This window comes from Pseudooceanicola aestuariicola, assembly GCF_045763785.1.
In the GTDB taxonomy this organism is placed as follows: Bacteria; Pseudomonadota; Alphaproteobacteria; order Rhodobacterales; family Rhodobacteraceae; genus Pseudooceanicola.
Genome location: NZ_JBJGSF010000001.1, coordinates 1,540,611 through 1,561,352 on the forward strand (window position 1 = coordinate 1,540,611; position 20,742 = coordinate 1,561,352).

Below are 20,742 nucleotides of genomic sequence, written 5' to 3' on the forward strand. Positions count from 1 at the left end.
AAGCGAGGGCCGACATGAGCGATAAGAAGAACGGGATCACCTATGCCGACGCGGGCGTGGATATCGACGCGGGCAACGATCTGGTCGAACGGATCAAACCGGCTGCGAAACGCACGCAACGCCCCGGAACGATGTCCGGCCTTGGCGGCTTTGGCGCGCTTTTCGACCTGAAGGCGGCAGGCTACGACGATCCCATTCTGGTCGCGGCAACTGACGGTGTCGGCACCAAGCTGCGCATCGCCATCGACACCGGCCTGGTGGACGGCGTCGGCATCGATCTGGTCGCCATGTGCGTCAACGATCTGGTGTGTCAGGGGGCAGAGCCTTTGTTCTTCCTCGATTATTTCGCCACTGGCAAGCTTTCGGTCGATCACGGCGCGCGTGTCGTCGAAGGCATCGCCGAGGGCTGCGTTCAATCCGGTTGCGCCCTGATCGGTGGGGAAACGGCTGAAATGCCCGGTATGTACCCCGAAGGCGATTTCGACCTTGCTGGCTTTGCCGTGGGCGCGATGAACCGTGGCGCGGACCTTCCGCGTGGGGTCAAGAAGGGTGATGTCCTGCTTGGCGTTGCGTCGAACGGCGTGCATTCCAACGGCTATTCGCTGGTGCGCAAGCTGGTCGAACACTCTGGCCTTGGCTGGGACAGCGAATGCCCTTGGGCCGACGGCACTCTGGGTCAGGCGCTGCTGGCGCCCACGACGCTTTATGTCAAAGGTGCCATCGCTGCGGTGAAGGACGATTGCGTCAACGCGCTGGCCCACATCACTGGCGGCGGCCTGACGGAAAACCTGCCGCGCGTGCTGCCCGACGATCTGGGTGCAGACATCGATCTGGACACGTGGGAGCTGCTGCCGATCTTCAAATGGCTGGCGGAACAAGGCGGCATGGATCAGGCCGAGATGCTAAAAACCTTCAACTGCGGCATCGGCATGATCGCCGTCGTGCCCGCGGACAAGGTCGAGGTTGCCACGCACCACTTCGCCGCCGCAGGTCACGACGTGACCCCCATCGGCAAGATCACAGAAGGGCAGGGCGTCCGCTATCGGGGCAGCCTTCTTTGACCTCTACGCCGCACAAGCGTGTCGCCATCCTGATTTCCGGCGGCGGGTCGAACATGGTCAAGCTGGTGGACAGCATGACCGGCGACCACCCTGCGCGACCGGTTCTGGTGCTGTCGAATAACGCTGACGCTGGCGGGCTGAAACACGCCGCTGACCGGGGCGTGCCCACGGCTGTCGTCGATCACCGCCCCTATAAGGGCGACCGCCCCGCGTTTGAGGCTGAGTTGATCCAGACCATCGACGCCGCGCAACCGGACATCATCTGCCTTGCGGGCTTTATGCGCATTTTGACCGACGGGTTCACCAGCCATTACGCGGGCCGGATGATCAACATCCATCCGTCGCTGCTGCCCAAGTACCGCGGTTTGCACACCCACGCTCGCGCGATCGAAGCCGGAGAGACAGAGGCTGGCTGCACCGTGCACGAAGTCACCGCCGAACTGGACGATGGCCCCATCCTAGGGCAGGCGCGCGTCCCGATCTTGGCCGATGATAGCCCCGACACTCTTGCCGCACGCGTTCTTGTGCAGGAACATCGCCTTTACCCGCACGCCCTGCGCCGCTTTGCGTCAGGCGACCGAAGCCGCGTGGATCTGACCGACGCCTAGGCCCGTGCGCCCGCCAACCCCTGGGACACTTCCCAACCGGAAAGGGATGTCCTATACGACAAAAATTCCGCGCGGGTGGCCGCGCCCTTTTTCAGGACGACCCTGACCCTATGAAAACGATTACGACGACCCAAGATCTTGCCGAATTCTGCGAAGAAGCTGCCAAGTACGATTATGTCACCGTCGACACCGAGTTCCTGAGGGAACGCACCTATTATTCCCAACTATGCCTGATCCAGCTGGCCATGCCCGGCGAAACGGACGACACCGCTGTTCTGGTGGATCCGCTGTCCGATGGTCTGTCGCTGGAACCACTGTACGAACTCTTCCGCGACACCAGCGTCGTCAAAGTCTTTCATGCCGCGCGGCAGGACCTTGAGATTTTTTATGTCGATGCAGGCGTGATCCCAAAGCCGCTGTTCGACACGCAGATCGCCGCAATGGTCTGCGGATTCGGTGAACAGGTCGGCTATGAAACGCTGGTCAAACGCATCGCGAAAGAGCAGTTGGACAAATCCAGCCGCTTTACCGACTGGTCGCGCCGCCCGCTGACCGATGCGCAAAAGAACTACGCGCTGGCCGATGTGACCCATCTGCGCAAGATCTACGAATACCTTGCCGACAAGCTGCGCAAACAAAAGCGCGAGGCTTGGGTCGAAGAGGAACTGGGCATCCTGACCTCTCCCGAGACCTACATCACCCGCCCTGAAGATGCCTGGCAGCGGATCCGCACCCGCACGTCATCGCCGAAATTTCTGGCCATCGTGCAAAAGCTGGCCGAATTCCGCGAACGCTATGCGCAAACCAACAACGTGCCCCGCAACCGTGTCTTCAAAGACGACGCGGTTAGCGAGCTGGCCTCGACCAAGCCCAAGGACATCAAAGACCTTGGCCGGTCGCGCCTGCTGCTACGCGAAGCCCGTAAGGGCGAAATTGCCGATGGTATTCTGGCAGCCGTCAAAGCCGGGCTGGAGATGAAGCCCGAAGATATGCCTCAGCCGGACCGTACCAACGACAAGCTGCAGGTAGACCCGGCGCTGGCCGATCTGCTGCGTGTGCTGCTGAAGGCCAAGGCCGACGGGGCAGGGGTTGCCCCCCGCCTGATCGCCGCCACGTCCGAACTGGACGCGCTGTCGGCAGGCAAGCGTGACATGCAGGCTCTGACCGGCTGGCGACGCGAAGTCTTTGGCAACGACGCCCTGCGACTATGTGACGGGCAGGTCGGTCTGGCCGCGCGCAAGGGCCGCGTCGAAATCGTTGAGCTATAACGAAAAAAACCCGGCGCTCTGACGCCGGGCTTTTCTTAATGTCAGTTGATCCGGCTGCAATTAGCGGCGCGTGACCATGGCGTTGTTGGCACCGACCACCTCGATCCGGCGTACCAGCAGCAGGTCCTGATCCGTCAACCGCGTCGCCGCCGTCACCGTACGCGATGCCTGCGTGCCCTGAGGGCCGCGCGGCTGTACGCCGACAAAGGCATAGCGCGCCATATCGTCCGGGATGTCATCGCCTTCGATCCGGCGCAGCGCGATGGAATGGGCACCCTGCATATCCGCAACAGCCGTCGCCCGAACGATCGCACCGTTGGGCAGACGCTCCACGCTCAGGCCAGTGATCGTGCCGATTGCGCCACGGTTATCGACCGGAGCGGCAGCAGCAAGAGCAGAGCGGCGGGGAATCAACGGGTTGCGATCACCGGCGTTCAAAGCACGGGATTCAGCGCGGCCAAACCAGTTGAACGGGTTCAAACGCGTGTCGGCAAGGCGTCCACAACTGGCCAGAACCATCGCCGCCATCAGCACCAGGGGGAGTGTTTTGCGCATGGACATCCTCTTTATCTTTCAAGTTGGGTACCCCATCCCGACGCGCTTGAAAAGCCGTTCCCGCATCTGGACATGGACACGGATGCCCCTTACCTCAGCCTCATCACGTCAGGAGAGACCATGGCCCAGCCTGCATTCGAAGAGATCGTCGAGGATTTTGAGTTTCTAGAGGATTGGGAAGACCGTTATCGCCATGTCATCGAATTGGGCAAGGCGATGGATCCGCTGGACCCCGCGCTTCAGGTGCCGGCCAACAAGGTCGACGGCTGCGCATCGCAGGTCTGGCTGTATCCGACCCTGTCCGATGGCGTGTTCCGCTTTGACGGGGAAAGCGACGCAATGATCGTGCGCGGCCTGATCGCGGTTCTGCGGGCGCTGTATAACGATCTGCCGGTAGGAGACGTCGGCAAGGTCGATGCGCAGGCGGAACTGGGGCGGCTGGGCTTGCAGGACCACCTATCGGCCCAACGGTCCAATGGTGTGCGCGCGATGATCGAGCGCATCCGTGAGGTTGCGGCGTAATCTTTTCGCCGAGCAAATCCGGTTTTTTAACTTGAGAAGGGCAGCGTCGTCCCGAGGGTGGCGCAATAGCGCCGCCCATGGGGGCGGGTCGGCGCTGCCCGGCGTGCAGCCGGGCGGTCGTTTTGAGATAGCACCGCAAAGGGGACGCGTTACCGCTCCACGTACTTCCGCAGGCTTGGCAGGAACACGTCGATCTCACCTTCGCGCGGCGATCCGGGAAAGAACCGCACCGCGTCGAAATCCAGCGCATCCGGCAGAAGCCAGCTAATCATCTCGGCCACGCGGTCGGCGTCGTCCTTGTCCATCAGGAACCTTTCCTGCGCCGTGACTAGGATGGCCAGCCGGTCCTGAATGGCGCGCATACCGCGAAACGCTTCCATCATCGGGACGGTCAGCGCCTTGTCGTCCCGCCAGCTTTGCCCGGCAAACAGCTCTTGCGTGACCCGCTGGCCCGCACCGCCACAGGAATAGATCGTGCACCCTGAAAACCCTTCGACGCGCAGCCAGCGATGGATTTTGCACTGGTGGCCCGAAAGGTTGGGGCAGGGCACGCCTGCCGGCTTGTCGATGGCGAAATGCGGGCCCTTGTCGATGGACAGGGCCAGACAACACAGCGCGGCACATTGGCCACAATCTTCTTTGAGCGAGGGCAGTTGCGTCATACCGCGGCTTCTAACGCGGTTGCCAGCTCTCCGTAACCCGTGAAGCGGCGCTCGAACGCCAGCCCCAGTTTTTCGGCGGCGGCCCGCGCCTTTTCGGTCAATGCCTCATCCTCGGTCTGCGCAAGGTACACAAGGCTTTGGTAGTGGCCGAAATACATATCCCGCAGCTCTGGATGGCGGTCCATCTTAAGGCCCTTCCAGATCAGCGTGTCGAACTGCCGGGTCAGAAAATCAGTGAGGTAAAAGGAAAACACCTCTTGTCGCGCAAGGAAATCATCGACCCCTTCGAAGAAGGCATAGCAATGCGGGCCACGGATCATCTGAACGCCCAGATCGGCGCAGACCTTTTCCAGATCGCCCCCAGTGCCACAATCGGCATAGGCTACGAAGACCTGATCATAATCGCCGCGCCGCTTGGTCACCGCGTCACGCACCGCCGCCGGGATCCGGTCGGGATGGTTGTGCAGGATGGCAGGCAGGCAATGCAGGTCCACATGGTCCCAACCATTGGCGCGGATCAGCGCAAGGATTTCCCGCGCCAATGCCCCACAGGCCAAAACCAAAAGGCGGCCACGTCCCGTAGCCGCCAATCCGTTTTCCGTCAGTTCCAGATCACTGGGCAGGTGCATCACAGCCCCCCGCGATGTGGGGGCTTAGCCGCCCACGCCCTGATTGTGTTTGCGCGCGACCATGGTTTTCGCGGTTTCAACCGCCACGGCCGCATCCCGGCAGTAAGCGTCCGCACCAATGGCCCGACCGAATTCTTCGTTCAGGGGCGCGCCGCCCACCAGCACGATGTAATCGTCGCGGATGCCTTTTTCGGCCATCGTGTCGATGACGACCTTCATATAGGGCATCGTCGTGGTCAGCAGGGCAGACATGCCAAGGATGTCGGGCGATTCCGTTTCCAGCGCTTCCAGATAAGCCTCAACCGCGTTGTTGATGCCCAGATCGATGACCTCGAAACCAGCGCCTTCCATCATCATCGCGACAAGGTTTTTGCCGATGTCGTGGATGTCACCTTTGACCGTGCCGATGACCATCTTGCCCATACGGGGCGCGCCGGTTTCGATCAGCAGCGGCTTCAGAATGGCCATGCCACCCTTCATCGCGTTCGCGGCCAAAAGCACCTCTGGCACGAACAGAATGCCATCGCGGAAGTCGTGGCCGACGATCGTCATGCCTCCGACCAGTGCCTTGGTGAGGATGTCATAAGGTGTCCATCCGCGTTCCAGCAGAATTCTAACACCTTCTTCGATCTCTTCCTTCATTCCATCGTAAAGATCGTCGAACATCTGATCGACAAGCTCTTCGTCATTAAGGTCTGAAAGGATGATGTCTTCTTCGTCCGACATGGGCCTACCTGAGTCTTGGGGCAGAAATATGTGTTAGCCTTGAAGCATTTGCCGACAGGCCGTGGGTCAATTTGCGACACAGGATCGCGATGTTCCGACCATAACCCGATATTCGCCGGACCTATATGCGAAAAATCCTCATCTAGATCATGGGGCAAACAGATGAACAGATCGTGAGCACTTGCCGATGTTCCGCCTTTGTTCTAATTCTGGCGCATGGTTTCGAAACGCGCGCTGACAGACGGACACAGTATCGATCCCGCCGCACGCCGCGGCCGGGGCGCGGCAAGCAATCAGGTCAGCCGTTTTGACAGTCAGGACCGGGTTCTGGAAAACGACGGCTGGGACATCGCCGAAGAGATTACCCAGATCAGGACCGAGGTGCGGCAGGAACAGGCCCGCAGCCTGATCACCTATAATACCAGCCCCGATCTGCCCTTTGATCGGTCCATTAACGTCTACCGGGGCTGCGAACATGGCTGCGTCTATTGCTTTGCGCGGCCCACCCATGCGTATCTGGGCCTGTCCCCGGGGCTGGATTTCGAAACCCGCCTGACCGCGCGTGTGAACGCGGCCCAAGTGCTGGAAAAAGAACTGCGCAATCCCCGCTACAAGGTCGCCCCCATCGCGATGGGCACCAACACCGACCCCTATCAGCCAGTGGAACATCAGGCCGAACTGACGCGCAACTGTCTGAAAGTGCTGGCCGACTACAACCATCCCGTCGCGATCGTCACCAAGGGCACCGGCATTCTGCGCGATCTGGATATCCTTGCGCCCATGGCCGCGCAGGGCCTCGCCTCGGTCGGCATCTCGGTCACAACGCTGAACCCGGAAATTTCCCGCAAGATGGAGCCGCGTGTGCCGTCCCCCGCCAAACGGCTCGACGTGATCCGCCGCCTCAGCGATGCGGGCGTGCCGGTGCGGGTCATGGTCTCTCCGGTCGTGCCCGGCCTGACCGACCCGGAGGTCGAGGCGATTCTGCATGCTGCCCATGACGCCGGCGCCACCTCGGCCAGCTGGATTATGCTGCGCCTGCCGCTAGAGGTCGCGCCGCTGGTCGAGGCTTGGGCCAAAGAGCATTTCCCCGACCGCGCCGACAAGATCCTGAACCGCCTGCGCGAAATGCACGGCGGCCAGCTTTATTCCGCGCAATGGGGCAAACGGATGAGAGGAGAGGGCGTCTATGCTCAGATGGTCGCCGCGCGTTTCGACAACACCGCCCGCCGCCTTGGCCTGAACCATCCCACACCGGCGCTGCGAACAGACCTGTTCCGCCACCCGCCGCGCCCGGGTGACCAGCTTAGCCTGTTCGGCTGATCTTCATCTTTCCAAAAATACTACCGCCGGAGGCATCCCGAACGGGCCGTCCCACCAACGGCAGGACAAAATTACACCGACAACCGCGTGCCTTGCGTCCCACGCTCCCGGTAGGGCGTCGTCTGATATTGCGCGCGGTAGCATTTGGAAAAATGCGACGGCGACGAAAATCCACAGGCCAGCGCCACGTTAATAACGCTCATATTGGTCTGCATCAGCAGGTTGCGCGCCTTTTGCAACCGCAGCTCCATGTAATACCGTTTGGGCGACCGGTTCAGATACCGCCGGAACAGACGTTCCAGCTGACGGGTCGACATGCCCACATCCTGCGCCAGAACCGCGGGGGAAATCGGCTCTTCGATGTTCTGCTCCATCATCTGGATGACCTGGCTCAGCTTGGGGTGCCGCACGCCGATCCGCGTCGGCACCGACAGGCGCTGCGTGTCCTGATCCGTGCGGATGGAGGAATAGATAAGCTGATCCGCCACCGAATTGGCCAGATCCTCTCCGTGTCGGTCGGCAATTAGCTTTAGCATCAGGTCAATGGATGACGTGCCGCCCGCCGTGGTCATGCGCAGACCATCGACGACAAAGACCGACTTGGTCAGGTTAACCTCTTCATATTCCTCGGCGAAACTGTCGTGGTTTTCCCAGTGAATCGTGGCGCGTTTGCCGTCCAGCAACCCGGCCTCAGCCAGCACGTAGGCAGCGGTGCAAAGCCCGCCGATCCGCAGACCTTTGCGCGCCTCGCGACGCAGCCAGTTCAACAGCGGCTTGGTCGTGGCCTTCTGCACGTCCAGCCCCGCACAGACCAGCACGGTGTCTTCGCGCGACAGCTCGCCCAGTTTTTCATCAGACGCAAAGACCGAGCCCGCCGAACAGGACACGTTGTCCCCTTGTTCCGACTGCACTTCCCACGTGTACAGCTGCTTTCCCGCCATGCGGTTGGCAATTCGCAGGCATTCCAAAGCGGATGAGAAGGACAAAAGCGAAAAATTGTCCAACAAAACAAAGACAAAATGCGACGGCTTTTCAGTCATGGTAATCCCTAAGACCCGACACTGCGATGTCGCAAACGGGCGATGGCAAAAACCCTGTCAGAACGGAATGTCGCACACAAGAGCGTTTCGCGCCAAATAGGCAACAGGATCGGATTGGCGGTAGCCCCTTGAAGAATCCCTGTTTATAACCCCCGGACCGAACCATCCGGCGGAGGAAACGATATGGCAGGCTGGAACAAAAACGACTGGCGCAACAAGCCTCGGGTGCAGATGCCCGATTATCCCGATCAGGACGCCCTGCATCAGGTCGAGGCGAAATTGTCGAAATATCCGCCTCTCGTCTTTGCGGGCGAAGCGCGCCGGCTGAAACAGGCGCTTGGCAAGGCCGGGCGGGGTGAGTCGTTCGTCCTGCAGGGCGGTGACTGTGCCGAAGCCTTTGACCAGTTCAGCGCAGACAGCATCCGCGACACCTTCAAGGTGATGCTGCAGATGGCGATGGTTCTGACCTTCGGCGCCAAGGTGCCCGTGGTCAAAATCGGCCGTATGGCAGGCCAGTTTGCGAAACCCCGGTCCGCCCCGACCGAGGTGGTGGATGGCGTCGAACTGCCCAGCTACCGTGGCGATATCATCAACGATCTGGACTTCACGCCCGAAGCGCGGATCCCCGATCCGACCAAGATGCTGCAGGCCTACACGCAGGCGGCGGCCACGCTAAACCTGCTGCGCGCCTTTTCGACCGGCGGCTATGCCGACGTGAACGAAGTGCACCGCTGGACCCTTGGCTTTACCGAGTCGGACGAGGCCGAGCGGTTCCGCGATATGGCCAACCGCATCACCGACACGCTGGACTTTATCCAAGCGGCAGGCGTCAGCTCTGACCGCCAGCACGCGCTGCGTCAGGTGGATTTCTACACCAGCCACGAAGCGCTGCTACTGGAGTACGAAGAGGCGCTCTGCCGTGTCGACTCGACCTCTGGTCAGTATCTGGCGGGGTCCGGCCACATGATCTGGATCGGCGACCGCACCCGTCAGCCCGACGGCGCGCATGTCGAATTCTGCCGCGGTGTGCAGAACCCGATTGGCCTGAAGTGTGGCCCGTCCATGACCTCGGACGATCTGAAGGTTCTGATGAAAAAGCTGAACCCGGAAAACGAGATGGGTCGTCTGACCCTGATCGCGCGCTTCGGGGCAGGGAAGGTCAACGACAACCTGCCGCGCCTGATCGAAACGGTAAAAGCCGAAGGGGCCAATGTGGTCTGGGTCTGCGATCCGATGCATGGCAACACGATCAAATCGGACACCGGCTATAAAACCCGGCCCTTCGATTCCGTTCTGCAAGAGGTGAAGGAATTCTTTGCCGCCCATCAGGCCGCAGGCACCATCCCCGGCGGCGTGCATTTCGAAATGACCGGACAGGACGTCACCGAATGCGTTGGCGGTTTGAAAGAAGTCACCGACGAAGACCTCAAGGACCGCTACCACACCGCCTGCGATCCGCGTCTGAACGCGTCGCAATCGCTGGAACTGGCCTTCCTTGTGGCTGAAGAACTGACCTCGATGCGGTCTGATCGTCTGGCCGAAGCCGGGTAATCAAAACCATCCGTTCTGAATAAACAAAGCGGCGCAACCCTCTGGTGCGCCACTTTTTCTTTGGACAGGACTATTTCAGAACGATTAGTTGCTATCGTCGGAATGCACCAACCGAAGGTAGGGACGCGGCGCGGCTTCGAACGGATCGGCGGCTTCTGCCATGCCGGTGGCGACGGGCGTTTCCTTGACCTCGTCCGGCAGGAAGGCATCGCCCAGCAGGCGGTTGATCTTGACCTCTGAAATCTCGAACCGGCGAGGGGCGCGACCGATATCGCCCTTGGTCACCACGCAGCCGAGCACGCGGGAAATGTCACCCAGATCGCTTTTCAGTGGCAGCAGTATCATCCGCGCCTCTAGCGGGGGTTTGCCGATGCCACGTTCGCCCACCAAAGAGATTTCGGCCGTAGCAGGGGCGTTGAACACCTCTTCCAGCGTGTCGCTGATACGGTTGCGGGAATCGGTAGCAAAGAAGGCAGTCAGCGGCATGCCGCGCACTTCCATCCCCAGAAGTTCTGTCAGATGCGACCCCGCGATCCGCAGGCGCCCCAGACCGGGCGCGATGCGTTCTGCGACAAAAGCAAATTCCAACGCGCGTTCGATTCCGCGCGGATCGATGTCCGACCGGCGTGGCACCAGACGGCCAGCGCGGATCGCCTGCCAGTAGGCTTCTACCTCTCGCAGAGGCTGAAACCGGCTAGAGCTGGCGAATTGTGTCATATTGACGACCGTGCGGTCTGAATTGTGATCCGTAGGCATTAGGGCAGTCCTGTTCTGTCTTTCCGGCGGTTATGCCTTCCCGTCCTGCCCCCGCAGACGTGTGGTGGAAGTGGCATCCCGCCCCGCTGAGAGAAGAATGCCATGATCCCGCCTTAATTGGTCAAAATTCTGAACGAATAGTTAACGGCGCGCGCTTTAGGCGAAATTTGCCTGCTCTGACGCGGCGTCACCGGCTGGAAATCGGGCCTTGGGCACGATAGATCCTGCCAAAACCGAAAGAAGGGGCCGGGCAAATGCATCATTCCATGACAGGGTTCGCGTCATCGCAGGGCCAGCACGGACCCCACACCTGGACGTGGGATATCCGGTCGGTGAACGCCAAGGGACTGGACATCAAAGTTCGAACGCCTGACTGGATTCCCAATCTGGAACAGGCGCTGAAGGCGCAGTTGGCCAAACGCGTCGCCCGCGGCAACGTGACCGTGAACCTGCGCATCCAGCGGAGCGAGGCATCGGGCGGTCTGGCCCTGAACGAAGCGGCGACCGAACAGGCGCTGCTGGCGCTGGCCCAGATCGAAGACCGCGCGATGTTCCATGGCATCACGCTTGCGCCCTCCAAAGCTGCCGACCTGCTGTCGATCCGGGGCGTACTGGAAGCCGACGTGCAGCAGGACGACACCGAGGCGCTGTCGAACCATCTGGCGCAGGATTTCACCGCCGTGGCCGAGGCCTTTGTTCAGATGCGCCAGACCGAAGGGCAGGCGCTGATCGGTATCCTAAGCGATCATTTCGATCAGATCGAAGCGCTGGTGGATCAAGCCGCCACGCAGCTAGAGGCCCGCACCGACGCGGTGAAAGAGGCGTTGAACCAGCAGCTGGCCCGCGTATTGGACGCCGATCTGGCCATTGACCCTCAGCGCGTCGCGCAGGAATTGGCGCTGATCGCGGTCAAAGGCGACGTGACCGAAGAAATCGACCGGCTGCGCGCGCACATCAAGGCCGCCCGCGACCTTATCGCCAGTGACGCGCCCGCAGGCCGCAAGCTGGATTTCTTGGCGCAGGAATTCAACCGCGAGGCCAACACCCTGTGTTCCAAGTCCCAGAACGTAGAGCTGACGGCGACGGGGCTGGAACTGAAGGCGGTGATCGAACAGATGCGCGAACAGGTGCAGAATCTGGAGTGATTTATCTACGCCGATCGTAGGTCCCGCCCGGCGGAAACGCCGGGCAGCGCCCGACCCGCCCCCATGGGCGGGCGCTTTTGCGCCCACCCTCGGGTCAGGCGCTGCCCTCTGCGAAGACCTTTCACCAAAAGCCTACAGACCAACCCCGCGCTTGCAGCCTCTGGCGTTATTTGCCAATCAGTCCGCAACCAGCGGAGACAAGAGGGATCCCATGCCAGCCAAAACAGCCGATCGTCGGGGTCTACTGATCATTCTGTCATCGCCATCAGGTGCCGGAAAATCCACCTTAGCCAAGCGGTTACGCGAATGGGACAGCTCGATCCGTTTTTCCGTATCGGCCACGACGCGCGAACCTCGCCCCGGTGAGGTTGACGGCAAGGATTACCACTTCCTGACCGAAGAGGCGTTCAAATCCAGCGTGGAAGAAGGCGAAATGCTGGAACACGCGCGGGTGTTTGGCAATTACTACGGCTCTCCTCGGGCCGCCGTTCAGGATGCGATCGATGCAGGCCAAGACGTGCTGTTCGACATCGACTGGCAGGGCGCGCAGCAGATCAGCAACTCTCCTCTGAACCAGCACACGCTGTCGATTTTCCTGCTGCCGCCCTCGATCACAGAATTGCACCGCCGCCTGCAGGATCGCGGGCAGGACGGGGCCGATGTGATCGCCGACCGGATGCGCAAAAGCTGGGACGAGATAAGCCATTGGGACGCTTATGATTTCGTCCTTGTGAACGACAATCTGGACGACACCGAACAAAAGCTGCGCGCCATCCTGACCGCCGCACGACTGCGCCGTACGCAGCAACCCAGCATCACCAGCCACGTCCGCCAACTGCAAACAGAATTCGAGGCCACACAATGATTTACGCATTAGACGGCATTACCCCGACACTCCCCGAAGACGACGATTTCTGGATCGCGCCCGACGCCAACGTGATCGGCAAAGTGGTACTGGAAAGCGGCGCGTCGATCTGGTTCGGCGCCACCCTGCGCGGCGATAACGAGGTCATCCACATTGGCCGCGGATCGAACGTGCAGGAAAACACCGTCATGCACACCGATATGGGCTGTCCGCTGACCGTGGGCGAAAACTGCACCATCGGGCACAAGGCCATGCTGCACGGCTGTACCATCGGCGACAATTCCCTGATCGGGATGGGAGCGACGATCCTGAACAACGCGGTCATCGGCAAGAACTGCCTGATCGGGGCAGGGGCTTTGGTGACCGAAGGCAAGGTGATCCCTGATAATTCCATGGTGCTGGGCAGCCCCGCCAAGGTGGTGAAGGAACTGGGCGAGGATTGGGTCGCCAAGCTGAAAACCTCTGCCCAGTTCTACCAGCAGAACATGCGCCGGTTCCGCAGCGGGTTGAAACCCGTCTGATCCATAAGGCAATAGCCCATGACCGAAGCCTTCCTGACCCAGCTTTTGCAGGCGATCCCGCTGGCCTCGGTCCTGATTGGGCGGGGCGAACGGATACTTGCCGCCAACAACGACGCAAAGGCGCTGTTTGATCAGGCCATCGTGGGCCGCCACTTCATCACAGCAATCCGTCAGCCCAATGTATTGGACGCAGTGGACGCGTGCCTGTCGGACCATCAGACCCGCCGCACCCGCTATCTGACCAGCGAGGCGGGAAAAGACCTGACCTATGCCGTCACCGCGTCCTACGTCGATCTGGGCGCAGGAGAGGGCGTGCTGGTCTGCTTTGACGACGTGACCCATGTTGAACAGGCAGGCCAGATCCGCCGAGATTTCGTGGCCAACGTCAGTCACGAACTGCGCACGCCTTTGACCGCGCTGATCGGCTTTATCGAAACGCTGCAGGGCCCGGCCAAAGACGACCCCGCCGCGCGGGATCGGTTCCTGTCGATCATGCAGCGGGAATCGCACCGGATGGAGCGTCTGGTCCGCGATCTGCTGTCCCTGAGCCGGGTCGAGGGCGAAGAACGTATGCGCCCCACCGCGCGCGTCGATGTCGCGACGCTGATCGGGTCGATCCTGCGCACCCTAGCGCCTTTGGCCGAAGAGGCGGGCGTTCGGTTCGATCAGCACGGTCCTGCGGATAATGTTTTCGTGCCCGGGGACGAAGACCAGCTGCGCCAGATTTTCACCAACCTCATTGAGAACGCGATCAAATACGGCGGGCAGGGCGGTCTGGTCGAGGTGATCGTGACGGTCGCCGACGACATCCCGGCACTGCGCGGCCGGGGCGTGTCGATCACGGTCAAGGATTCGGGGCCGGGCATCGCGGATGTGCATATCCCGCGACTCACCGAGAGATTCTATCGCGTCGATTCGCACCGATCGCGCGAAATGGGCGGCACGGGCCTTGGATTGGCCATCGTGAAGCATATCGTGAACCGCCATCGCGGAAGATTGCGGATCGAAAGCACTTTGGGCGAAGGCAGCCGATTTACCGTGTCACTTCCGGCGGAATGACCCCGGCCAAAATTGTAAACGTCATGTAAACAAGGGCTTGTCTGGTCCTTTTTTCATGTGGTTTGGCCAGATGTGCCTGTGGACAAATGCTGATGGTTGTCTAGCTGACGTGGCGACAGTCCAGCGTGTCATGAAACTGTTACACAACGTTCACAAAAGGATTAAACGCGGCCCGTAGGAGGTCGGCCAAGGTCACCGGAACTGGTGGCCATGAGACATAACCAGGAGCTGACATGTCCTTCATGAAACTGACCGCCTCTGCCATGGCGATCGCTGCCGTTTCCGCAACCGCCGCAACTGCCCGTGACCAGGTGCAGGTTGCCGGGTCTTCCACCGTTCTTCCCTATGCTTCGATCGTGGCCGAAGCCTTCGGCGAAAACTTCGACTTCCCGACCCCGGTCGTTGAATCCGGCGGCTCCTCGGCTGGCCTCAAGCGGTTCTGCGAAGGTGTTGGCGAAAACACCATCGACGTGGCCAACGCATCGCGCGCCATCCGTGAAAAAGAAGTCAAAGCCTGTGCCGAAAACGGCGTGACCGACATCATCGAAGTCCGCATCGGCTATGACGGCATCGTCTTTGCATCGCAGCTGGACGGCCCGGCCTACGACGCGTTCGAGCCCGCAGACATCTACAACGCACTGGCCCCGAAGGTCGTGGTTGACGGCGAACTGGTCGACAACCCGCACACCATGTGGTCCGACTTCAACGCTGACCTGCCTGCCGAAGAAATTCTGGCCTTCATCCCCGGCACCAAGCACGGCACCCGTGAAGTGTTCGAAGAAAAAGTTCTGGCCGCTGGCTGTGAAGCAACCGGCGCGCATCAGGCCATGCTGGACGCAGGCATGTCCGAAGATGACGCAGAAGACGCCTGTATCGCAGTGCGCACCGACGGTCGTTCGGTCGACATCGACGGCGACTACACCGAAACGCTGGCCTCCATCGACAGCAATGCGAACGGCATCGGCATCTTCGGTCTGGCCTTCTACGAGAACAACACCGACAAGCTGAAAGTCGCGACCATGTCCGGCGTTGAGCCCTCGACCGAGACGATCTCGACCGGCGAATACCCCGTGTCCCGTCCGCTGTTCTTCTACGTCAAAAAAGCCCACATCGGCGTCATCCCGGGCCTGAAAGAATACGCAGAGTTCTTCGTGTCCGACGACATGGCAGGCCCCGACGGCCCGCTGTCCGAATACGGCCTGGTCTCCGACCCTGCGCTGTCGGAAACCCAGTCGGCTGTTGCTGACGAACAGACCATGGGCTCGAACATGTAATTCGGCCTTGGGACGGTCCTTCGGGGCCGTCCCCCCCCTTTATCCTTACCGCCCCTGTGGCGGTTCATTTGTTCCAGAATATCAGGACTCTATCCCATGCCGGCAATCTGGATTTTGTGCATCGTATTGGGCGTTGCCGTTGTTGGATACGGTCTTGGGCGCAGCCGCGCCATGGCCTCGGCCGGGGGTGACGCACGTCACCTTCATTCTCTACCCGCCTACTATGGCTATAATGCCGCGCTGAGCGTGCTGGTGCCCGCCCTTGGCCTTCTGGTCGTCTGGCTGATCCTTCAGCCGATGGTGATCCAGAACGCGGTGTCCGGCGCCATCCCAAGCACCGAATACGCCGATACCGGCGCGCTGAACCTAATCATGTCGGACGTGCGCCGCGTGGCAGAAGGCCTCGACATGGCCGTCGCCCAAGGCGCGATGAGCGCAGAGCAGGCCGCGTCGCTGGATGGGGCAGGCGATCTGCGTGACACCCTGGCGGGCGTCGGTGTGGCGCTTGGGTCAGAGGTCGAAGGCTACGTTCTGAACGCCGCGCAGGATTACCGCAGCCTGAACGCGACCGGGACGCTGATCCGCACGGTTCTGGTGATCCTTCTGGCCATCGCGGGCCTTGGCTTTGCCGTGATGCGCACCAACAAGGATTTCCGCGCCCGGAACGTGGTGGAGAAGGTGGTTCTTGCGCTGCTGATCTTTGCGGCCTCGATCGCGATCCTGACCACCATCGGCATCGTGCTGAGCCTTGTGTTCAACACGTTAGAATTCTTCAAGCTCTATCCCTGGACCGATTTCTTCTTTGGTCTGACATGGGCCCCATCCTTCGGCGGCGGGTCGGAACTGGGGATCATCCCGCTGTTCTGGGGCACCTTCTACATCTCGATCATCGCGCTGGCCGTGGCTGTGCCGATTGGCCTCTTTGCCGCGATCTACCTGTCGGAATACGCCTCCGCGCCCGTACGGTCCTTTGCCAAGCCGATGCTCGAAGTGCTGGCCGGGATCCCGACCATCGTCTACGGCCTCTTTGCCCTGCTGACGGTCGGCCCGGCGCTGGTGTCTGTCTTTGGCCCCGACGGAACAGGCTGGATGGGCGGCAGCCGCGCCGTGATGACCGCCGGTCTGGTGATGGGCATCATGCTGATCCCCTTTGTGTCGTCGCTGTCCGATGACATCATCAACTCGGTCCCTCAGGCGATGCGCGACGGGTCTTTGGGGCTGGGCGCGACGAAATCCGAAACCATCAAGCAGGTGGTTTTGCCAGCCGCCCTTCCGGGCATCGTCGGCGCCATCCTTCTGGCCGCCAGCCGCGCCATCGGCGAAACCATGATCGTGGTGCTGGGGGCAGGGGCCGCGGCCCGCTTGTCGATGAACCCCTTTGAGGCGATGACCACCGTCACCGCCAAGATCGTCAGCCAGCTGACAGGTGATGCGGACTTTGCCTCGCCCGAGGCGCTGGTGGCCTTTGCCTTGGGCATGACGCTGTTCGTCATCACTCTTGGCCTGAACGTCTTTGCACTGTGGATCGTGCGCAAATACCGGGAGCAATACGAATGACCGACGCGACCTCCAACACCCCCGGTGCCGCCTCTGGGTCTGCGCCCAAAAGCAGCCTGTTGACGCTGGACAAACGTGTCCGCCGCCGCAATGCCGCCGAAGCCCGTTTCCGCGCCTATGGCATCGCCGCCGTGACCATCGGTCTGGTCTTTCTGGTGCTGCTGCTGGTGGCGATCTTCCGCAACGGGCTGCCGGCCTTTACCCAGACGTTCATCAACGTTTCGGTCGAGCTGCGCGAAGACAAGCTGGACAAGAACGGCAACCGCGACATCGAAGAGATCAAGAAGGTGTCGACCTTTGGCTACAAACCGCTGGTCATCGAGGCCATGGCCGCGACGCTGGCCAACAACGGAATAGAGAACCCGCTGGCCAAGGAAAAAGACCTAGAAAAGATGATCTCGGCCTCGGCGCTTGCCGAAATCCGCGACTTCGTCATCGCCAACCCCGACCGCATCGGGGACACGGTTGAATTCCGCCTGCTGACCTCGTCCCGCGTGGACGGCTACATGAAGGGCCGCGTGGTCCGCGAAGATCTGGCGCGCGACAAGAACCTTGATGCCGAACACCTCGACATCACCGATGCCTTGGCCAGCGCCGGCCTGTTGCAGCGGGAATTCAACTGGGACTTCATCCTTGGCGCCGACGCCTCGGAAAGCCGCCCGGAACAGGCGGGGATCGGTGTGGCGATGCTGGGGTCGTTCTTCATGATGCTGGTGGTGCTGGGTCTGGCCCTGCCGATTGGTGTCGCGGCGTCGATCTATCTGGAAGAATTCGCGCCCAAGAACCGCTGGACCGACCTGATCGAGGTGAACATCTCGAACCTCGCGGCTGTGCCCTCGATTGTCTTCGGTATCCTCGGTCTGGCCGTCTTCATCCAGTTCGCGCATCTGCCGCAGTCGGCCCCGCTGGTCGGTGGTCTGGTGCTGACGCTGATGACGCTGCCGACGATCATCATCTCGACCCGCGCGTCGCTGAAGGCGGTGCCGCCGTCGATCCGTGACGCGGCGCTTGGGGTAGGGGCCTCGAAAATGCAGTCGGTGTTCCACCACGTGCTGCCTCTGGCCATGCCCGGCATCCTGACCGGCACGATCATTGGCCTTGCACAGGCGCTTGGTGAAACCGCGCCTCTGCTGCTGATCGGCATGGTGGGCTACATCGCGTCGAACTATCCCGATGGCGTGGCCAGCGGGTTCATTGACCCGAATTCGGCCATGCCGGCGCAAATCTACGAATGGGCCAAGCGTGCGGACCCGGCCTATTACGAACGGGCATGGGGCGGTATCATCATCCTGCTGGCCTTCCTCATGACCATGAACATCATTGCGATTATTCTGCGTCGACGCTTTGAGCGCCGGTGGTAATAAGGAAATGAACATGTACGACGCCCCCGTATCGGAGCAGAAATTGACCCAGAAAGACATCAAGATCGCCGCGCGCAACGTGCAGGTCTACTATGGCCCGAACCATGCGATCAAAGACGTGAACGTGGAAATCGAAGACAAAACCGTGACGGCTTTCATCGGCCCGTCGGGCTGTGGCAAATCCACCTTCCTGCGGTGCCTGAACCGGATGAACGACACCATCGACATCTGCCGCGTCGAAGGTGACATCCTGCTGGATCAGGAAAACATCTATGATCCCAAGGTCGACCCGGTTCAGCTGCGCGCCAAGGTGGGCATGGTGTTCCAGAAACCCAACCCGTTCCCCAAGTCGATCTACGACAACATCGCCTATGGCCCCCGTATCCATGGTCTGGCCAAGAACAAGGCCGATCTGGATGAAATCGTTGAAAAATCCCTGCGCCGTGGCGCCATCTGGGACGAGGTCAAAGATCGCCTGCACGCGCCCGGCACTGGTCTTTCCGGCGGTCAGCAGCAGCGCCTGTGCATCGCCCGTGCGGTGGCCACGGAACCCGAAGTTCTGTTGATGGACGAACCCTGTTCGGCGCTTGACCCCATCGCGACGGGGCAGGTGGAAGAACTGATCGATGAGCTGCGCAAGAACTACAGCGTGGTCATTGTGACCCACTCCATGCAGCAGGCGGCGCGTGTGTCCCAAAAGACCGCGTTCTTCCACCTCGGCAACTTGGTCGAATATGGCGAAACCAGCCAGATTTTCACCAACCCCGTCGACAGCCGCACCGAAAGCTACATCACTGGCCGTATCGGCTAAGCCTCTGGAGAGGATAGAAAATGCCCGTAGAAGAACAGCATATAGCATCCGCCTTCGACCGTGACCTGGAATCGATCCAGGCCAAGATCCTGAAGATGGGTGGGCTGGTCGAAACCGCGATCCTCGAGGCCGCGCAATCGCTGGAAACCCGCGATGAAGAACTGGCCGAAAAGGTCCGCCGTGGCGACAAGGCCATTGATGAGCTGGAGCAGCTGATCAACGAAGAATGCGCCCGCGTCATTGCCATGCGCGCGCCCATCGCCAGCGATCTGCGGATCGTGCTGACGGTGATGAAGATCAGCTCGAACCTCGAACGTATTGGCGACTATGCGAAAAACATGGCCAAGCGAACCTCGATCCTGGCGCAGATGAGCCCGATCAACGGCTCGCAAGCCGCGCTGCGTCGCATGGCCCGCGAAGTGAACGAGATGCTGAAAGACGCGCTCGACAGCTTTATCCAGCGTGACCCGGCCAAAGCGCAGGACGTCATCAACCGCGACGCTGACGTCGATCAGATGTACAACGCGCTGTTCCGCGAATTCCTGACCTTCATGATGGAAGACCCGCGCAACATCACCGCGTGCATGCACCTGCACTTCATGGCGAAGAACACCGAACGGATGGGGGACCACGTGACCTCGATCGCGGAACAGGTGGTCTATCTGGTCACCGGCGAAACCCCGGACGAGCCGCGCCAGAAGGGCGATAAGACCTCGACCGATCCGTCCATTTCGCCCCAGATCTAAGAGACACGCCCATGCCCGATCAGCCCACAGTTCTGGTGGTCGAAGACGAACCCGCACAACGCGAAGTTCTGTCCTACAACCTTGAAGCCGAAGGATTTCAGGTCACACGCGCCGAAAATGGCGAAGAGGCCCTGATGCTGGTCAACGAGGCCGCGCCGGACATCATCGTGTTGGACTGGATGCTGCCCAACGTCTCGGGGATCGAAGTGTGTCGTCAGCTGAAAATGCGCTCGGACACGCGCGGTGTGCCGATCATCATGCTGTCGGCTCGGTCGGAAGAGGTAGACCGCGTCAGGGGGCTGGAAACGGGCGCTGACGACTACGTGGTCAAACCTTATTCGGTGATCGAACTGATGGCCCGTGTGCGCGCCCAACTGCGCCGCACGCGTCCGTCGTCGGTAGGCGAACGGCTGGAATACGAAGACATTGTGCTGGACAGCGAAACCCACCGCGTGACGCGCGGCGGCGACGTGCTGAAGCTTGGCCCGACCGAATTCCGGCTGCTGAGCACCTTCATGGAAAAACCCGGCCGTGTCTGGAGCCGTGAGCAGCTTTTGGACCGCGTCTGGGGCCGCGACATCTATGTCGATACCCGGACGGTCGATGTGCATATCGGACGGCTTCGCAAGGCGCTGTGCCAGCATGGTGGCGACGATCCGCTGCGCACGGTTCGCGGGGCAGGCTACGCTCTGGGGTGATCCCGGA

Annotated in this window: 22 protein-coding genes; 16 read left to right on the plus strand and 6 right to left on the minus strand. The window is 61.0% G+C overall.

Annotated features, from left to right (window positions below; translation table 11 throughout):
• The first annotated feature begins 14 nt into the window (after positions 1-14).
• The 3 genes from purM (at position 15) to rnd (ending at position 2,937) form a co-directional block, all read left to right on the plus strand.
• Entirely contained in the window at positions 15-1,061 is a 1,047-nt protein-coding gene (purM, locus tag ACI3GR_RS07115; protein WP_407493383.1) for a phosphoribosylformylglycinamidine cyclo-ligase, read from the plus strand.
• Complete coding sequence (gene purN / locus ACI3GR_RS07120) at positions 1,058-1,669, plus strand: phosphoribosylglycinamide formyltransferase (protein WP_407493384.1); 612 nt, start codon at positions 1,058-1,060, stop codon at positions 1,667-1,669. Before purM ends, purN begins: the two co-directional genes overlap by 4 nt.
• Positions 1,670-1,779: 110 nt before the next feature.
• A complete protein-coding gene (gene rnd, locus ACI3GR_RS07125) occupies positions 1,780-2,937 on the plus strand; it encodes a ribonuclease D (protein WP_407493386.1) in 1,158 nt (385 codons plus the stop codon).
• A 60-nt stretch (positions 2,938-2,997) separates the two neighbouring features.
• On the opposite strand, the gene ACI3GR_RS07130 is transcribed toward rnd, so the two are convergent.
• Positions 2,998-3,492: a hypothetical protein gene (locus ACI3GR_RS07130; RefSeq protein WP_407493387.1), complete on the minus strand. Its 495-nt coding sequence runs from the start codon at positions 3,490-3,492 to the stop codon at positions 2,998-3,000.
• Positions 3,493-3,612: 120 nt separating this feature from the next.
• On the opposite strand from ACI3GR_RS07130, the gene ACI3GR_RS07135 reads away from it, so the two are divergent.
• The gene (locus tag ACI3GR_RS07135) at positions 3,613-4,014 is read left to right on the plus strand and encodes a SufE family protein (protein WP_407493388.1); all 402 of its coding nucleotides are present in this window, start codon (positions 3,613-3,615) and stop codon (positions 4,012-4,014) included.
• Between the two features lie 149 nt (positions 4,015-4,163).
• On the opposite strand, the gene ACI3GR_RS07140 is transcribed toward ACI3GR_RS07135, so the two are convergent.
• The 3 genes from ACI3GR_RS07140 to ACI3GR_RS07150 are packed head-to-tail and all read right to left on the minus strand — an operon-like array spanning position 4,164 to position 6,031.
• The gene (locus ACI3GR_RS07140; protein ID WP_407493389.1) at positions 4,164-4,676 is read right to left on the minus strand and encodes a hypothetical protein; all 513 of its coding nucleotides are present in this window, start codon (positions 4,674-4,676) and stop codon (positions 4,164-4,166) included.
• Complete coding sequence (locus tag ACI3GR_RS07145; RefSeq protein ID WP_407493390.1) at positions 4,673-5,305, minus strand: DUF1638 domain-containing protein; 633 nt, start codon at positions 5,303-5,305, stop codon at positions 4,673-4,675. The genes ACI3GR_RS07140 and ACI3GR_RS07145 overlap by 4 nt, the downstream gene beginning before the upstream one ends.
• 24 nt (positions 5,306-5,329) lie before the next feature.
• On the minus strand, positions 5,330-6,031 hold the full coding sequence (locus ACI3GR_RS07150) for a corrinoid protein (protein ID WP_407493391.1): 702 nt from the start codon (positions 6,029-6,031) through the stop codon (positions 5,330-5,332).
• A 216-nt stretch (positions 6,032-6,247) separates the two neighbouring features.
• Here ACI3GR_RS07150 and ACI3GR_RS07155 point away from each other — a divergent pair, with 216 nt between their 5' ends.
• On the plus strand, positions 6,248-7,351 hold the full coding sequence (locus ACI3GR_RS07155; RefSeq protein WP_407493392.1) for a PA0069 family radical SAM protein: 1,104 nt from the start codon (positions 6,248-6,250) through the stop codon (positions 7,349-7,351).
• Positions 7,352-7,422: 71 nt separating this feature from the next.
• On the opposite strand, the gene ACI3GR_RS07160 is transcribed toward ACI3GR_RS07155, so the two are convergent.
• Positions 7,423-8,391, minus strand: a complete 969-nt coding sequence (locus ACI3GR_RS07160; protein ID WP_407493393.1) for a GlxA family transcriptional regulator — start codon at positions 8,389-8,391, stop codon at positions 7,423-7,425.
• Positions 8,392-8,574: 183 nt separating this feature from the next.
• Between ACI3GR_RS07160 and ACI3GR_RS07165 the strand changes: the two genes are divergently transcribed.
• Positions 8,575-9,942: a class II 3-deoxy-7-phosphoheptulonate synthase gene (locus ACI3GR_RS07165; protein ID WP_407493394.1), complete on the plus strand. Its 1,368-nt coding sequence runs from the start codon at positions 8,575-8,577 to the stop codon at positions 9,940-9,942.
• Between the two features lie 84 nt (positions 9,943-10,026).
• Here the strand turns inward: ACI3GR_RS07165 and ACI3GR_RS07170 are convergent, their stop codons facing one another.
• The gene (locus ACI3GR_RS07170) at positions 10,027-10,659 is read right to left on the minus strand and encodes a PAS domain-containing protein (RefSeq protein ID WP_407493395.1); all 633 of its coding nucleotides are present in this window, start codon (positions 10,657-10,659) and stop codon (positions 10,027-10,029) included.
• 293 nt (positions 10,660-10,952) lie between these two features.
• Here ACI3GR_RS07170 and ACI3GR_RS07175 point away from each other — a divergent pair, with 293 nt between their 5' ends.
• From ACI3GR_RS07175 to phoB, 10 genes are all read left to right on the plus strand, one after another.
• On the plus strand, positions 10,953-11,843 hold the full coding sequence (locus tag ACI3GR_RS07175; protein ID WP_407493396.1) for a YicC/YloC family endoribonuclease: 891 nt from the start codon (positions 10,953-10,955) through the stop codon (positions 11,841-11,843).
• 211 nt (positions 11,844-12,054) lie between these two features.
• Entirely contained in the window at positions 12,055-12,708 is a 654-nt protein-coding gene (gene gmk, locus ACI3GR_RS07180; protein WP_407493397.1) for a guanylate kinase, read from the plus strand.
• Positions 12,705-13,229 carry a gamma carbonic anhydrase family protein gene (locus ACI3GR_RS07185; protein ID WP_407493398.1) on the plus strand — a complete coding sequence of 175 codons (525 nt, stop codon included), beginning with the start codon at positions 12,705-12,707 and terminating at the stop codon, positions 13,227-13,229. Before gmk ends, ACI3GR_RS07185 begins: the two co-directional genes overlap by 4 nt.
• A gap of 18 nt (positions 13,230-13,247) precedes the next feature.
• Entirely contained in the window at positions 13,248-14,288 is a 1,041-nt protein-coding gene (locus ACI3GR_RS07190; protein WP_407493400.1) for a sensor histidine kinase, read from the plus strand.
• A gap of 233 nt (positions 14,289-14,521) precedes the next feature.
• Complete coding sequence (locus ACI3GR_RS07195; protein ID WP_407493401.1) at positions 14,522-15,562, plus strand: substrate-binding domain-containing protein; 1,041 nt, start codon at positions 14,522-14,524, stop codon at positions 15,560-15,562.
• Between the two features lie 96 nt (positions 15,563-15,658).
• Positions 15,659-17,119 carry a phosphate ABC transporter permease subunit PstC gene (gene pstC / locus ACI3GR_RS07200; protein ID WP_407493402.1) on the plus strand — a complete coding sequence of 487 codons (1,461 nt, stop codon included), beginning with the start codon at positions 15,659-15,661 and terminating at the stop codon, positions 17,117-17,119.
• Positions 17,116-18,480 (plus strand): phosphate ABC transporter permease PstA, encoded by a 1,365-nt coding sequence (pstA, locus tag ACI3GR_RS07205; RefSeq protein ID WP_407493404.1) that lies wholly within the window; start codon positions 17,116-17,118, stop codon positions 18,478-18,480. The genes pstC and pstA overlap by 4 nt, the downstream gene beginning before the upstream one ends.
• 13 nt (positions 18,481-18,493) lie before the next feature.
• On the plus strand, positions 18,494-19,291 hold the full coding sequence (gene pstB, locus ACI3GR_RS07210) for a phosphate ABC transporter ATP-binding protein PstB (RefSeq protein ID WP_407493405.1): 798 nt from the start codon (positions 18,494-18,496) through the stop codon (positions 19,289-19,291).
• 20 nt (positions 19,292-19,311) lie between these two features.
• Entirely contained in the window at positions 19,312-20,037 is a 726-nt protein-coding gene (gene phoU / locus ACI3GR_RS07215; protein WP_407493407.1) for a phosphate signaling complex protein PhoU, read from the plus strand.
• Positions 20,038-20,048: 11 nt separating this feature from the next.
• The gene (gene phoB, locus ACI3GR_RS07220) at positions 20,049-20,735 is read left to right on the plus strand and encodes a phosphate regulon transcriptional regulator PhoB (RefSeq protein ID WP_407493408.1); all 687 of its coding nucleotides are present in this window, start codon (positions 20,049-20,051) and stop codon (positions 20,733-20,735) included.
• The last annotated feature ends 7 nt before the right edge of the window (positions 20,736-20,742 follow it).

Bases quoted from the DNA above. Each gene is read 5' to 3' on its own strand.
- purM (WP_407493383.1), top strand. From the start codon at position 15: ATGAGCGATAAGAAGAACGGGATCACCTATGCCGACGCGGGCGTGGAT.
- rnd (WP_407493386.1), top strand. From the start codon at position 1,780: ATGAAAACGATTACGACGACCCAAGATCTTGCCGAATTCTGCGAAGAA.
- ACI3GR_RS07130 (WP_407493387.1), bottom strand. From the start codon at position 3,492: ATGCGCAAAACACTCCCCCTGGTGCTGATGGCGGCGATGGTTCTGGCC.
- ACI3GR_RS07135 (WP_407493388.1), top strand. From the start codon at position 3,613: ATGGCCCAGCCTGCATTCGAAGAGATCGTCGAGGATTTTGAGTTTCTA.
- ACI3GR_RS07140 (WP_407493389.1), bottom strand. From the start codon at position 4,676: ATGACGCAACTGCCCTCGCTCAAAGAAGATTGTGGCCAATGTGCCGCG.
- ACI3GR_RS07145 (WP_407493390.1), bottom strand. From the start codon at position 5,305: ATGCACCTGCCCAGTGATCTGGAACTGACGGAAAACGGATTGGCGGCT.
- ACI3GR_RS07150 (WP_407493391.1), bottom strand. From the start codon at position 6,031: ATGTCGGACGAAGAAGACATCATCCTTTCAGACCTTAATGACGAAGAG.
- ACI3GR_RS07155 (WP_407493392.1), top strand. From the start codon at position 6,248: ATGGTTTCGAAACGCGCGCTGACAGACGGACACAGTATCGATCCCGCC.
- ACI3GR_RS07160 (WP_407493393.1), bottom strand. From the start codon at position 8,391: ATGACTGAAAAGCCGTCGCATTTTGTCTTTGTTTTGTTGGACAATTTT.
- ACI3GR_RS07165 (WP_407493394.1), top strand. From the start codon at position 8,575: ATGGCAGGCTGGAACAAAAACGACTGGCGCAACAAGCCTCGGGTGCAG.
- ACI3GR_RS07170 (WP_407493395.1), bottom strand. From the start codon at position 10,659: ATGACACAATTCGCCAGCTCTAGCCGGTTTCAGCCTCTGCGAGAGGTA.
- ACI3GR_RS07175 (WP_407493396.1), top strand. From the start codon at position 10,953: ATGCATCATTCCATGACAGGGTTCGCGTCATCGCAGGGCCAGCACGGA.
- gmk (WP_407493397.1), top strand. From the start codon at position 12,055: ATGCCAGCCAAAACAGCCGATCGTCGGGGTCTACTGATCATTCTGTCA.
- ACI3GR_RS07185 (WP_407493398.1), top strand. From the start codon at position 12,705: ATGATTTACGCATTAGACGGCATTACCCCGACACTCCCCGAAGACGAC.
- ACI3GR_RS07190 (WP_407493400.1), top strand. From the start codon at position 13,248: ATGACCGAAGCCTTCCTGACCCAGCTTTTGCAGGCGATCCCGCTGGCC.
- ACI3GR_RS07195 (WP_407493401.1), top strand. From the start codon at position 14,522: ATGTCCTTCATGAAACTGACCGCCTCTGCCATGGCGATCGCTGCCGTT.
- pstC (WP_407493402.1), top strand. From the start codon at position 15,659: ATGCCGGCAATCTGGATTTTGTGCATCGTATTGGGCGTTGCCGTTGTT.
- pstA (WP_407493404.1), top strand. From the start codon at position 17,116: ATGACCGACGCGACCTCCAACACCCCCGGTGCCGCCTCTGGGTCTGCG.
- pstB (WP_407493405.1), top strand. From the start codon at position 18,494: ATGTACGACGCCCCCGTATCGGAGCAGAAATTGACCCAGAAAGACATC.
- phoU (WP_407493407.1), top strand. From the start codon at position 19,312: ATGCCCGTAGAAGAACAGCATATAGCATCCGCCTTCGACCGTGACCTG.
- phoB (WP_407493408.1), top strand. From the start codon at position 20,049: ATGCCCGATCAGCCCACAGTTCTGGTGGTCGAAGACGAACCCGCACAA.